The organism is Streptomyces lycii, from assembly GCF_009735685.1.
In the GTDB taxonomy this organism is placed as follows: domain Bacteria; phylum Actinomycetota; class Actinomycetes; order Streptomycetales; family Streptomycetaceae; genus Streptomyces; species Streptomyces lycii.
The window spans coordinates 21,108-34,716 of sequence record NZ_WHPN01000420.1 but is presented as its reverse complement, the minus strand read 5'-3'; the positions used below and the strand labels follow the sequence as shown (position 1 = coordinate 34,716).

Annotated in this window: 7 protein-coding genes; all 7 read right to left on the bottom strand. The window is 71.6% G+C overall.

The window, feature by feature from the left end:
- Positions 1-41 precede the first annotated feature (41 nt).
- Positions 42-344 (bottom strand): cytochrome P450, encoded by a 303-nt coding sequence (locus GCU69_RS30110; protein WP_328630026.1) that lies wholly within the window; start codon positions 342-344, stop codon positions 42-44.
- Positions 345-450: 106 nt separating this feature from the next.
- Positions 451-690: a hypothetical protein gene (locus tag GCU69_RS30105; RefSeq protein WP_098752339.1), complete on the bottom strand. Its 240-nt coding sequence runs from the start codon at positions 688-690 to the stop codon at positions 451-453.
- A gap of 70 nt (positions 691-760) precedes the next feature.
- Positions 761-3,073 carry an N-6 DNA methylase gene (locus GCU69_RS30100; RefSeq protein WP_170315973.1) on the bottom strand — a complete coding sequence of 771 codons (2,313 nt, stop codon included), beginning with the start codon at positions 3,071-3,073 and terminating at the stop codon, positions 761-763.
- A 294-nt stretch (positions 3,074-3,367) separates the two neighbouring features.
- Positions 3,368-5,530, bottom strand: coding sequence for a DEAD/DEAH box helicase (locus GCU69_RS30095; protein ID WP_156207777.1), 2,163 nt, complete (start codon positions 5,528-5,530; stop codon positions 3,368-3,370).
- Positions 5,527-6,858 carry a BREX system ATP-binding protein BrxD gene (gene brxD, locus GCU69_RS30090; protein WP_098752342.1) on the bottom strand — a complete coding sequence of 444 codons (1,332 nt, stop codon included), beginning with the start codon at positions 6,856-6,858 and terminating at the stop codon, positions 5,527-5,529. Before brxD ends, GCU69_RS30095 begins: the two co-directional genes overlap by 4 nt.
- The gene (pglZ, locus tag GCU69_RS30085; protein ID WP_098752343.1) at positions 6,855-9,620 is read right to left on the bottom strand and encodes a BREX-2 system phosphatase PglZ; all 2,766 of its coding nucleotides are present in this window, start codon (positions 9,618-9,620) and stop codon (positions 6,855-6,857) included. Before pglZ ends, brxD begins: the two co-directional genes overlap by 4 nt.
- Complete coding sequence (locus GCU69_RS30080; RefSeq protein WP_156207776.1) at positions 9,620-13,507, bottom strand: hypothetical protein; 3,888 nt, start codon at positions 13,505-13,507, stop codon at positions 9,620-9,622. The genes pglZ and GCU69_RS30080 overlap by 1 nt, the downstream gene beginning before the upstream one ends.
- Positions 13,508-13,609 lie beyond the last annotated feature (102 nt).

Genomic DNA, 13,609 nt, shown 5'->3' with positions numbered 1-13,609 from the left:
CGGCGGGACCGCTTCCACGACCGGCACCGCCGTGGGACGGATCAGGACGTGAGCCGGACCGGGACGGCCCGGTACCCGTTCGAGACGAAGGACTCCAGCGGCCGCAGGTCACCGGGGTCGGCCGCCAGGGTCAGGCCAGGGTGGCGCTCGAACACTGCGGGGAGTGCCACCGCCGCCTCGAGCCTGGCCAGTGGGGCGCCGAGGCAGTGGCGCACACCGTGGCCGAAGGAGAGGTGCGTCTTGTTGTCCCGGCCGGCGTCGAACCGGTCGGCGTCCGGCCCGTGCACGACCGGGTCGCGGCCGGCGGCCCCGTAGCAGGCGAGGACGGCCTCGCCGGCCCGCAGCGTGCAGTTCAGCCCCTGAGTGACGTGGGCAACTCCGCAGGACAGCGCTTACCGGCCCCAGCAGTACCAGTGGCCGGTGCGAGCATCGGCTGTGCCCGGCCCTGCGCTATTCGAACTGCCGCAATTCCCTCACTGCAACGACGCCGGCCAGGCAGAGGCCCATCGCCCCGCCGAACGCAGCACCGCCGGCCAGAACGGCCTCGGGCCCACCTGCTCCGCTGAGTGACGTCAGGATGCCGACGGCCAAGGCCACGGCGAGCGAGAAGAAGACCATCGCCAGCAGCCATGGCAGCCATACAGGAACAGTGCGCCCCGGGACCTGGTCGGGCGTGGGCGGAGTAGTCACAGCTGCTTCCTTCCGGGGATCTGGTGAGCGAAGTGGTGGCAGCACGGGGGCGAGGAAACCGCCACGGGCGTCAGCATCCGCTGACCATGCGTTCGGTCAGAGCCGCTCGGAGATCCAGCAGTGCGGCTGCGGCTCGGGAATGGGCAAGGGCCTGCTCCTCGAGCGCTGCCAGCATCCGAGCGAGGCGGCGTTGCTCGTCGTACGGCGGGAGCGCGACCTGTTGGTACCCCAGTGCCTTGGCGCTGATCGACGGTGCCCCGGTGGAGGCCGCCCGGTCGCGTACCCAGCCGACGGCCTCGGGGCGGCTGAGGCAGGCCAGCAGGTACTCGGGGTCCGCAGGGGCTCCGTCGCGCAACCGCAGCCGGAGCACGTTGGTGCTCATCAGCCAGCCGGCCTCTCGTTCCCGCACCAGGGCGGGCGGCCCGACGGCCCCTGAGCGGACGCACACGATGTCCCCCGGCTCCAGTCGGAACGACCGCAGCCTGCTCGCGAGCTCTGCTGTTACGCGCCGTTCACCGGGGCCTGCGATCCGCCCCTCGCTCAGGTCCTTGGGGAACACCAGCGGCACATCTCCGTACGGCGTGCGCTGCTCCGCTCGCAGCGCGCTGTAGGAAGGGCCGGCCTTGATGTCGCAGAGCTCGGACAGCGCCACGGGCCTGGTGGGATGCGGTGGCTGGAAGTCGAGATTTCTGAGGGTGTCGGCGGCGTCTGTGGTGTGCGTTTCCCGTAGGCGGACGTCCGCCTCGTGGACGGTGCGCGCGAGCGCCGAGTCAGCATCCTCCTGAGGGGTCCTCGCGGCTTCGACGCGGTCCGTGGGACTCAGCGAGCAGTCCATCGTCCGCAGGTCGTTACGGGGCAGGAGTGCCGATACCACGCCTCCGTCCCATTCCCGCCCTGTGTGGGCGCCCACGCACGGAACAGCGAAACGGTATGCCGTGAGCACGGCTTGGACGTCCTCTTCCCCCAGTACACGCTTGCCCCTGCGCCGGGCGCCCAGCTTGCGCGCGTCAAGAAACAGGACCTCGTCACACGGCTGCGCGGGGTGCACGAGGATCCATACCGACACCGGCACCGGGGTGCTGGAGAACAGCCGGTCCGGCAGTGCGATCACGCACTTCACCACGCCGCGCTCCAGCAGGTTACGGCGGATCTCCACCTCGGCACGGTTGGCGGAGTTTCCTGCCTTGTTGGGCATCACCACGGCGGCAGAACCTCCCTCGCCGAGCAGCCCGACGGCATGCTGCAGGTAGGCGAAGTTGTCGTTGCCGACCGGCGGAGGACCGTACGGCCAGGTGCCGTGTGTCCGTGCCTCTCCCGCGGAGTCACTCATGTTGAAGGGCGGGTTGGTCAGCACCAGGTCGCAGTGCGCGACAGCGCCGGCGTCAGCCTTGGGCGCCCAGGGGGCGCCACTGGTCAGCCGCACCCTCGGGCGCACTCCGTGCAGGGCCAGGTTCATGCTCGCCAGCTGCACGGTGTCGCGCCCGTGGCTGAATCCGTGCACATACAGCCCGGCCGGGGTACCGCCCCTTGCCGCGCAGGCGGCAACTGCTCCGGCAAGAAGCTCGCCGCCACGGGCGTACGGGTCATGGATCGTCTCGGGCGGCCTCCCGCTGCCGTCACTCGCGGCCTCCGCCATGATGCGCGCCACCGCGCGAGGGGTGAAGAACTCTGCGCTGCGCAGCCTGGCACGTGTCTCGTACTCGTCGAGGATGTACCGGAAGGCCCCCCTCCCCAGCTGTCCCACCTGCCGCACCACGCTCCTGAGATCGCCGTACGTGCGCGGCTCCAGACGCAGCAGCGCATCCCGCATGCCGGAGACCGTTCCGAGACGTCTCAGCCGCTCGTCCGTAGCCCTGCCGATTGCGTCCAGCAACACGCCGGTTCCGTGCAAGCCGTGTCCTGCGTCGACGACGCGCGTGACGGCGTCCCACTGCGGACCTCCCGCGACCCGGAGGAAGTGCAGGCAGAGCAGCAGGTTCATGTAGTCGACCTCGGAGGCGGCTCCTCGGATGCGGTCCGCCATGTCGCCCATGAGCTCGCGGACGCGCTGTCGGTCGGCGCTGTCGGAGCGCGTGGGTGGCGACGGCACCGTCGGAATCGGGTCGGCGGACGCCTGCTGCCTGCTGATGACTCGTCGGGCACGGTCACCGTACGTCGTACCGTCCCGCTCCGACGTCTGCAGTGACCTTCGAGGAATGATGCGGTTGTCCAGCCATGCCAGGACCTCCGCCTGATGGAAGAGTTCCACTTCTCCCGCCCGCACCGGGCTGGGGAACTCCGGGCAGCGCGCCCAGGAGGTGACCGTCGGTCTCGCGACCCCGGCGAGCACTCCGATGCGTGACCGCATGATCAGACCGTCTTCATGGATGCCGCCAGTGGCCATGTTCCAGCTCCCTGTTCGCCCGCCGGGCTGCCGCTTGTCGGTGACGACGATAGAGACGGCCGCAGTGAACAATCCACTGCGCATTTATGATGCGCAACCTAGTTGGTTGCTCACGTCGGCGCCGTTTCGGCGCCCATCCAGAGCCACTGAAGTGACACTTTCCGCTCCACGTGCGCCATAGCGACCTGTCGACGCCCCTTAGAGGCATCGCAGAGGGAGTTCTCGTCCATAAGGGGGTTAGATATATGGGACTCGCAGCGAAGCTCGACACGGGTTCACCCAGCCAACCCCGTGTCACTGATCAGTGAGCGTGACGAAGCGCACCGGGTCCGCGAGGACTCTGCTCGCGCCCTCCTCGTCCGAGGCGCGCGCGGCAAGAGTGGCCTGCGCCAGCCTGGGCGGCAGGGCATCGCCGAATTTGAGCCCCTTCACCGCCCGGTCGTCGACCTCGGGGAGGCACAGTCCCGTCCCGGCGTCGGCGAGGGCCTCTCGCCAGCGTTCCTTGGTGAGGCCGTCGCGGAGCCGGATCCACCTGCCGTCGGCGCGCCGGTACGGAGTCACCACGGACGAGAGTGATGCGGCAAGGGTGGCGTTGGCACGGTGCCCCGCCCAGGTCCACCAGCGGATGTCTCCGTCGGAGAACCTGGTGACCACGGTCCCGCCCGGGTGGACGGCGTGCAGGTACCTGTCGCGGGTCTCGGTGAGCTTCGCCGCAGCCCGCTTGGTCAGGCTCACCGGCGGATCCTCGCCGAGGAGCACATCGCGGGCCGCGCGGGCGAGGGCGTAGGAGCGGACACGCTCGGCGCCGAAGCCGCTCCACCGGGCTCGGCCTCCCTCGTCCGCAGGCTCCACGAAGCAACGCTTGCGGTGCCAGTCGATGTACGTCACCAGCCAGCTGCGGCCCGCGAGCAGCAGCTTGCGCGGGCCCTGGATCTCTTCAGTGAGCAGGTCCGGGTCCGTGCGGCCGATCTCGGAACGACCGTTGTACACGGTGAACTCGGGCGGGGCGGTGAACATCGCCGTCAGGCTCATGAAGTGACGGTGCCCGTAGCGGCGCTCTGCCTCCGGTCCGATGAACAGCAGCCCGCCGTCCCGGTCCAGGTAGCCTTCGTCCACCAAGTGCCGCACGACGGGTGCCGCGCCCGGTCCGAAGGGGCCGATGCCGCCCCACCATTCCTGCCACAGGTTCTCCCCGACCCGGTGTTCCTGCAGGCACAGGGCCAGGACCTGCTGAGCGACCAGGTGCCGGGGGTCGGGAGGTGCGATGACGGGCTCGACCCAGCCGCGGGACCACTGCAGCAGCAGTGCGGCTGCGGACAGCAGTTCCTCGCCGTCGAGCGCGAGGAAGAGGCAGTTGCGGGTGGTCCCCGGCCGGCGGCCGGTGCGGCCGAGGCGTTGCAGGAACGCGGCGACGGTGGACGGGGCGTCGAGTTGGATGACGCGGTCCAGGTCGCCCACGTCGATGCCGAGTTCAAGGGTGCTGGTGGAGACGATGACGCAGTCGCGGGCTTCGGCGAAGGCTGCTTCGGCCCGTCGCCGCTCGTCCACGGACAGCGAGGCGTGGGACAGGAACACCGTGACGCCCTTGAGGCGCAGTTGTTCGCCCAGTTCCTCGACTGTCCGCCGGCTTTCGCAGAACACCAGACGCTTCTCGCCCCGGTGCAGGGCGGCGATGACGGTCGCGGCGTTCGCGACGGACCCCACGTAGTCGAGTTCGATGTGCCCCGGAGGCCGGGAGGGCGGAGTCGCCAGCTCCTGACCGCGGCCGGTCCCGGTGTTCTCCGTTCGGTGGGGCGCGACGACCCGGGCTGGACGGCGGCCGTGTCCGGAGCCCTGGAGCCAGGACAGCAGGGCGTCGGGGTTCCCGATGGTGGCCGACAGCCCGATCCGCTGGAGCGGGCGGCCGGTGACGCGACTGAGGCGTTCCAGTACGGCCAGCAGGTGCCAGCCCCGGTCGTCCCCCGCGAAGGCGTGCACCTCATCGACCACGACGGCGTGCAGCCCCGAGAAGAAGGCCCGGTGGTCGACGTGCGCACTGACGAGCATGGACTCCAGTGATTCGGGCGTGGTGAGGAGGATGTCGGGGCGCCCGGCGAGGATGCGCCGGCGCCGGGCCGTGGTGATGTCGCCGTGCCAGAGTTCGGCGGTGCGGCCGAGCCAGTCCGCGTACGTCCGGAGCCTGGGGTGCAGGTTGTTGAGCAGGGCCTTGAGCGGACACACGTACAGCACGCTGGTGCCTTTCCAGCCGTGCCGGTTCATGCGGGTCAGCAGCGGGAAGGCAGCCGCTTCGGTCTTTCCGCCGGCGGTGGGCGCGAGCAGCACGGCGTCCTCGCCGCCGGTCAGCGGTTCAATCGCCTGTTCCTGCAAGGGGCGCAGGGAGCGCCAGCCGAGGGCATTGACGATGTGGTGGCCGAGGACAGGGTCGAGGAGGTCGAAGGCGTCGGCCGGTCCGTTCACGGCAGTTCCAGTTCGATGTCTCCGGCACCGGCCGCCGCGCTGCGTTCGATCTCGTTGAGCTCGGTCCCGCCCAGGGTGAGGGCGTAGTGCAGGCGGGGGTCGAAGTCCGGGAACTCGTCGACCCGGTCCAGTACGTCGGCGACGAGCTTGCGCAGGTAGAGACGCGGAGCGATGCCGACCCTGCCGCCCAGGGAGCCGGTGACCGCGCGTGCCAGTTCGCCGAGGTAGGCGTCGTCGACCCGGGCGGCGAGCCGTTCGGGATGGCGTGCGGTCCCGGCGTAGATGTCGCGTACTCGGCGCCCCAGTTCGCCGAGCGACTCCAGGTCGAAGCCGGGCAGCCGCAGTTGCACGGCGCGGGGGGAGTCGAAGCGGGGCTCGGTGGTGAAGTCGGTGGCCAGGCGCTGAGCAAGCGGAGCGAGCCGCTGGACGCCCTGCTGTCCGTCGTAGAACGCGGGGGTCCCGGTGATGACGAGGAAGAGGCCGGGGAAGCGGCCGGCGTCGATCTCGTCGAGGAGCTGGCGCAGCGCGTTGAGCGATTTCTCCCGTACGTCTCCGCGCACCCGCTGGAGTGTTTCCACCTCGTCGAGGACGAGCAGCAGTCCGGGGTGCCCGCAGTCCCGCAGGACGGTCAGCAGCCCTTGGAGGAAGCCGAGGGCTCCGAAGTGGTCGAGGTCGCCCCGGACTCCGGCGGCGCGTTTGGCGGAGGCGGCCACGGATTTCTGGCCGCCGAGCCAGGCGATGAGTGCTTCGGCACGGGACCCGTCACCGGCGGCCACGGCCTGCCGGTAGCCGCGCAGCGCGGCGGAGAACGCCGGGGTGGTGCGGGCGACGTCGGCGAGGCGGCGTTCCAGCAGCGCGTCCACCGCCTCGGCCAGGGCCGTTTCGTCGTCGTCGGCGACCTCGCCGCCGTCGAGGATTTCTTCCTCCAGGGCGTAGAACCAGGAGTCGACGACCGCGCGGAGGGCGGAGGGCCGGTGGGTGGCGGTGGTGAGGCGTTCCACGAGCCTGCGGTAGACGGTCTCCAGCCGGTGCAGCGGTGTCTCGGTCTCGGAGATCTGCACTTCGCTGACGGCGAGGCCCCGTCGTTTGGCGCGCTCGGCGAGCCAGCGGGCGAAGAAGGTCTTGCCGGAGCCGTACTCGCCGCGCAGCGCGTGGAAGGCCGAGCCGCCGCGGACGGCGGTGGCCAGGTCGTCGTCCAGGGCTGCTTCGAAGCGGTCCAGGCCGACGGCGAACAGGCCGAGGCCGGCTTGTGGCACGGTCCCGCGCCGCAGCGCGTCGATGACGTCGCGCCGGCGGGCCGCGCTGACCTCCGGGACCGGGCCGTTCATGTCTGGTCTCCAGGGAACTGCTGGTGGAGTAGCGCCTTGTCGAGCTGGACGGTACGCCCGGACTCGACGAGTTGGAGCACCGGATAGCCGTCGATGTTGAGGAGGCGTTCGAGGACGGTGACGAAACGCTCTGGGTTGCGCTGCGACTTGCCCGTCGCGCCTTGGGCCGCGGCGGCGACGGCGCCGGGCGACAGCTTTCCGCCCGCTTCGAGCAGGGCGTCGAGCACGGCGGCGACGGCCTTGTCGCCGGGTGCCAGCCGGACGAACTCCCGCTGGGCCCGGTACTGGGGCGTCTGCACGGTCCGCTCGCCGGTGGTGGGGGTGCGCGGCGCGGCCACCGGCCGCGGCCGGGTGGTCTCCAGGGCTCGTCGGTCCGGCTCCGTCTCCCGCGGCTCGGGCACGGGGACGTGCGGCTGGGGTGGGAGTGGAGTGGCCTCGTCTCCGTTCCACCAGTCGGGAGCGGTGCGTTCGGGAGGCAGCAGGGTCCATCCGGCGGGGATCAGGCCCGCGGACGGCACCAGGGTGATGACGGGGACGGTGACCTCGGCGAGTGAGGCGCCGCCGTGGTAGCCGGCCTGCCGTGCGCTGTGGCGCAGGTCTTCCCGCCAGGCGGCGGTGATCCGTCCTCCGGCGGTGCGCACCCGGGGCCCGGCCAGCTCGATCTCTCCGTCTCCTGCGGGTCCGGTGCGCCAGCGTGCGCCCTCCGCACGGTCTGTCTCTTCGGATCGGTTCGTCTCGGTGGGCCGGCTGTCGCGGGGGGTGCGGTCGAGGACGTGGCCGTGGTCGGAGACCAGGACGACCGGGCGTCCGTAGTCGCGGGCGGCGTTCAGCAGGTCGGGCAGCTTGCCGATGTCGTCGGGCGTCCAGCGTCCGCGGGCTCCTTCGCGGCCGTCGGCCAGCGCGTCGTCGATGGTGTTGAGGACGACGCCGACGATGGCGTCGGATGCGAGGCTCTCCAGTAGTTCGGGGGCCAGCCGGTGGCCGGGCGGCCCCTCGTATCCGCCCTTGTGGAAGAGGCGGGCTTCGCGGTGGCGCTTCTTCCAGAGCGCGGTGAACCCGGCGCGCTCAGCGCTCTGGCCGCCCTCGGTGGGCTTGCCGCAGAGCAGGGAGGCCCGGCTGACCGTGGTCAGGGACGGCAGCATGGAAACGGCGGCCTGCCGGGTGACTTCGGCGCCGGGCGGGGGTTTGGGGACGACCTCCGTCCATGCCCGCCGGTCGAGCGCACCGGCGAGCTGCACGGCGACGTCCGCGCTCATGCCGTCCAGGACGAGGACCAGGGGCCGCCCGCCGTCGCGGGCGAGCGGCGCGGCGGCTTCCGCCAGGACGTCCTCGATGAGCAGCGCACCGCCGGGGGCCTGCTGGGAGGCGGTTTCGGTCCACACGGCGAGCTTGCGGGCGAATGTCTCGTCGAGCCGGGCACGGCGTGCGCGGACGGCTCCTATCAGCCGGTGGTAGGCCTGGCCGACGGCGGTGTCCCGCGAGATGTCACCCTCGGCGAGGACTGCGGTGCCCACATCGGCCCAGCAGGAGGAGGCCAGGTGCCGGTGGACGGCCCGGGCGGTCGACTCGGTGTCGGGCAGCGGGGTGTTCAGCCAGCGCACGAGACGTACGGCGGTGCGGGCGGTCTCCGTGGACGTGGCGTTGAGGTTGGCGAGCTGGTGTTCGGTGAGTTCGCGCAGCGCGGCCTCGGCGGGGGCGGCCGGGCCGTCGAGGGTGGCGGCAAGGGCCCGCAGCCGGCTGAGGTAGCCGGACGGAAGCAGCCGGTCGGCGCCGATCTGGCCGGTGAGCCGGGATTCGGTGGCGAGCTGGTCGGCGCGGTCCAGTACGGCGAAGACGCGGTCGCGCATCTCGGTGTGCTGCGGGCCGCTGCTCTCCGCCTGGGCGATCCAGCGGGTGAGGACGCCGGTCGCCGCGTCCGCGAAGGGCCGCAGGGCGTCGTAGGAGTCGAAGGCGGAACCGAAGAGGGCGCCGAGGGCGAATCCGGCGGCTTCCGCGGTGGCGGAGGAGAGCACGGCGGACGCGAGTACGCCCATGGGCAGGGCGTCGGCGCCCCGCTTCTCGGCGGCCAGGGCCAGCAGGACGGGTGCGGCGGGGCCGATGGCCCGCGTCAGCCATTCACTGAGCCCGGCGCGCTCGGTGGCGGGCAGTGCGGCGAACAGGGCGGGGCCCGAAGGGGTGCGGGACCAGGCGAACAGGGTGTCGGCGTCGAGGTCGAGGGTGTCGGCGGTGGTGTCGCCGAGCCGGAGCCGGGCCGCGAGCAGGGCCCGGACGGCGCGGTCGCGGGTGAGGAGGGTGCCGGCGCGAGGCCAGCCGTTCACCGGTTCGGCGTCGAGGAGCGCGTCGAGGAGCCAGGTTTCGCCGATCATGCGGGTGTCGAGGTCGGTGGCGGCGAAGAGCTGCCGGACGATGTCGGCCCGGTCGACGGCGAGCGGGCGCCTGCGGACCGCGTGGGCGCGCAGGTCCCAGCCGAGCTGGTCGCCGGGGACCGTGCCGGTGACGACCAGGATGTCGTCACCGTCCGGGTCCTCCTCGGTGCTGTGGCGCTGCCAGGCGTCGACGATGCCGAGTACGGAATCCTGGTCGGTGACCCGGACCCGGCGGTTCCGGCCGTCGACGCGGACCGTGAACTCCTGCTCGGCCTCCTGGTCGCCGGTGTCGTAGACGGCGTCCACCAGGACGAGCCGGCGTCCTTCGCCGCGCGGTAGTTCGGCCTGCAGCAGCACCTCGATGGCGCGTCGGCCGGCGGTCGGGCGGGTGGGCATCAGCGCAGGTCCTCCGCGTCACCCGCCGGCTGCCTGCCTTCGCCGTCGCCGTCGCCGTTGCCGTTGTCGAGGGCGCGCCAGCTGATCTCCACCGCCGTGTTCGGGTGGGCGTGGCGGAAGTCCGCGATCTGCTGCTGCAGGGTGGCGAGTTCGACGGCGAGGACGGCCTCGAGCCGGGTGGGGTCCGCGTCGACGACCCGCCGCGCTGCCCGGAGGACGGCGCCCTCCGAGGGTGTGACGTCTGCGCCGGCCCCGGGCCGGGTGCCGCTGCCGGGCTCGGACGGAATCCGTGGGTTCCCGTGGTCGGTGAAGCTGACCTGTCCCGGGCCGGGGGCCGGGGACGGCGGCGGGTCGGTGCGCTCGACCTTCAGGGCGGCGTCCACGATGGCCATTCCGGTTTCCCGGATGCTCCCGAGGACGGGCACGAGTGACCGTTCGAACTCGGAGGCACGGGCGGTTTCGCCGAGCTGGTCCAGCAGGCGGCGGGCCCGGTCGCCCACGCCGTCGTCGCGGCCGCTCAGGTCGCGGACGCTCCGGAGCAGCCGCCAGTCGGCGTCGTCCAGGGCGTTCAGGACGCGGCCTGCCGACCCCATGGCCGTGGCCAGATCCCGGTCGGGGGTCTCGTATGAAGCGGCGGCCAGCTCGCGGACCAGGCCGGTGGCGTCGTCGCGGTGCCGGGTGAGGCGGGCGAGGAGCGCGGCGGCCTCCCGGAGCATGGCTGTGCGGGGTGCCGGCTCGTCGCCGTCGAGGCCGAGAGCGGCGGCGTGGCGTTCCAGCGAGGTCCGCACGCCGGCGACCCCGTTCTCGTACTCCACCGCCTTGGCCCGCACTTCTTCGGCCAGTTTGTTGACGTTCCGCGCGAACAGCGCTTCCTTGGCGGTGACGCCGAAGAGCAGCGCGGCGCGGTGCCTGGCGGCGGCGTACTCCTCCTTGCCGGGCAGCGGCTGGGCGCGCAGGGACCAGCCGGGGCCGATGGCGGTGAGTTCGGGCGCGGCGGTCTCGCGGCCGGAGTGGTAGACCCATGCCCGGTCGTCGAGCAGCGCGTAGGCGGCGATGAGGAGATTGGTGGTCTGCCGGTCGAGGCCCGCGTAGTCGAGGTCCTTGGTGATCCAGTTGCGGATGTCCTCGACGCTGAGGTCTTCGCGCTGCTGGTGTCTGGCGGCGGCCTGGTTGATGCGGGTGCGCCAGTCGTTGCGCAGGACGAGCGGGCCGTCGTGGACGGTGCCGAGTTCCAGCGGCTCCACGACGCGCTTCACGGTCCGCAGCTGCTGGCTGTCGACCTCGGTCCGGCCGCCCTCGTCCATGGCCCTGGTGATCCATTCGAGGGCGGTGCGGAGCTCGCCCGCGGTGACGGCCTTGGCCTGGCCGGCCCGGTCTGGTCCGAAGTCGGGGTGTTTGGGGTAGAGCGCGGACAGCAGCCCGTCGGCGAGATGCTGCACGTTGTCGGCGAAGGTTTTGCCGCCCTCGGGCTGCGGCCTGGGGAACTCGGGCTGCAGGGACAGCACGTGGCGGCCGTCGGTCACCTCGACGGCTTTGGTGCCCTCCTTCGCCTCCGAGATGCCGTACACCTCACCGAGCGCGCCGGTCAGGGTCCGGGTGAGGGTCTCACGGCCGATCTCCAGCTGCCGTTGGGCCTTGGCGCGGTCGTCGGGCGCGTAGTTGCGGGTGTAGTCGGCGAGCCGGTTGCGCTCCAGCAGGAAATTGATCCGCATCAGCCGGCCGAGTTGCGCCTTGCGCTGTTCGGAGAAGAAGTCGGGCAGCCACACGAGGGTGGCGGAGGTGTGCCCGCTGTTTTCCAGTCCCTGGACACGCTGGTAGCCGTCGCTGGGGAAGCCGTCCTCGTCGAAGGGGTAGTCGACGACGAAGCGGATGTTGCCGGGGGTGGCGGGGGCGAACTGCTCGTCGGACAGGTCGCGGCCGGGGCGTACCTTGCCGAAGACGAACTCCACGGTGCGCCGGGTGCCGCGCCAGACGATTTCCTTCTCGTCGACGAGTTCCTGGCCGTCCCTGACGCCGAACTCCTCCCAGAGCCGGGCCCGCAGCCACACCCGGCGCACACCCGCCTTGTCCTCTCCGGCCACGGCGTCCAGCAGCGGCTCGACGTCCAGGTCGGAGAGGTGCAGCGAGAAGACCGGGTCGGTCTCGCCCTCGGCGCGCAGCTCGGTGGGGAACTCGCCCTGGAGGTACTTCAGCCGTTCGACGACCTTCTGTCCGACGGGCACGGTCCGGGAGCGCACCGATCCGTGGTTGAGGGCGGCGAGCCGCGCCCCGGTGAGCCGGCGCAGCGCGGGGACCTCGGGGGCCAGCGCGGCCAGCAGCAGGGTCTTGACGAAGCGGTCGTCGGCGGCGAAGTCGGGGTGGTCCTCCGAGCCGTACTTCTCCAGCAGCTTTTCCCGGGCCCGGGCGTGGAATTTCCGGGCGGCCTCGGCCTCGTGCTTGAGCTTGTCGGTGAAGGCCGCTCCGGTGCCGTCGACCAGCACGTCCCACAGGTCGCCGAGCGGGACGAGCTGCCCGAGCCGGGCGTCGGCGTTCCGCTCCAGGAGCTGCTGGACGAGCTTGAGGCCGCTGCGCTCGCGCTGGAGAGCGCCGGAGAGAGCGACGAGCACGTTGAGCAGGGCCGGGGAGAGCGGGTAGACGGCGCGGAAGGCGTCCCAGTCTGCGTGGGTGGCGCCGCCGTCGTCGAGAAGGATGTCCTTGACCAGCTGGCCCGACTTGTCAACCTTGGCGAACGCCTCTTCCAGCGCGCTCTCCTGACCGGGCTTGGGCTTCAGCACCCGCTCCTTGATGATGTCGGGCAGGTTGCGGTCTTCCAGGTCGACGACGGTGAACCGCTCGTTGAGGTATTTCAGCGCCTGCTCCATGCTCTCGACGTCGGAGCCGAGGATGTCGGAGCCGACGAGCTGGGAGAGGTCGCGCTGGCGGGAGATGAAGGACACGATCGGGACGGGCCGGTCGGCGTTGCCGGACTCGATCAGCTTGACCAGCTTCTGGATCTCGTCGTTGACGAAGGTCCGGTCCCGCATCCGGGCCTGCAGCCACAGGATCAGCTCGTCGAGGAAGAGCACCACGCCGTCGTAGCCGAGGGAACGGGCGTGCCGGCTGATGGCGCTGAGCCCGTCGTCCAGGGACACGTAGGCGTGGGCGTCTCCGCGGGCACTGTCCGCGTACGCCTTCATGGGCCCGCTCACCAAGGCCGACACCAGCCGGTCGCGGCGCTCGTCACCGGCCGGGGCGGCGAAGGCAGCGTCGAGTTCGGCGGGTGTCCACTCGGCGCCGGAGGCGACACCGATGGGCGCCAGCTCGTCGGGGTCCACGGGGGCGGCTCCGGCGGCGGGCAGCAGCCGGGCGAACGCCTCGTCGCCGAGCAGCTCCCGCTGGTTGCGGGCGTCGGCGAGCAGGGAGTCCGCCTTGAACACCAGCGGAGTCGGGGCGTCGGGGTGCCGGTCGCGCACGGTCTTGACGTATCCGCCGAGCAGCGCGGAGTCGAGGTTCGCGGCGCCGACGAGGTGGTAGGGCACCATGAGGAACTTCTTGCCCGGCAGCCAGTCGTCGTGCCCGGCGAGCACCTCGCGCAGCCGCGGCTTGGCCCGGCTGCCGGGATCGCCGTTGAGCACGGCGTGCAGCACGGTGAGGAAGTGGCTCTTACCGGCGCCGAAGGAGCCGTGCAGGTAGGCGGCGTAGGAGGTGTTCTTCCGCACGGCGCCGCGCACCAGGTGCAGCGCCTTGTCGAATTCCTTCGCGAGCTGTGGGGTGACGACGTACTCCGCGACCGAACCGGCGGAGGAGCCGGTGAAGCCGTGGGAGAGTTCGACCTTGAAGTCGCCGGCGTGGACGTCCTCCTTGATGTCGAGTACGTCTCTCAGCGCGATGTCGCTGCCCCTGGCCATCTGCCGCTCCCGCTCCCCACAGCACGAGCCCGGCCGAAGGGCCGGGCACACCGGCGGGACCCGGCCTTCACCCGCGCCCCGCGCACCCCTCCATCCTGCCAG

What these genes read in the sequence shown, in the direction of transcription:
- GCU69_RS30100 (WP_170315973.1), bottom strand. Translation starts at nt 3,073, where the DNA reads ATGGCCACTGGCGGCATCCATGAAGACGGTCTGATCATGCGGTCACGC.
- brxD (WP_098752342.1), bottom strand. Translation starts at nt 6,858, where the DNA reads ATGAACGGCCCGGTCCCGGAGGTCAGCGCGGCCCGCCGGCGCGACGTC.
- pglZ (WP_098752343.1), bottom strand. Translation starts at nt 9,620, where the DNA reads ATGCCCACCCGCCCGACCGCCGGCCGACGCGCCATCGAGGTGCTGCTG.
- GCU69_RS30080 (WP_156207776.1), bottom strand. Translation starts at nt 13,507, where the DNA reads ATGGCCAGGGGCAGCGACATCGCGCTGAGAGACGTACTCGACATCAAG.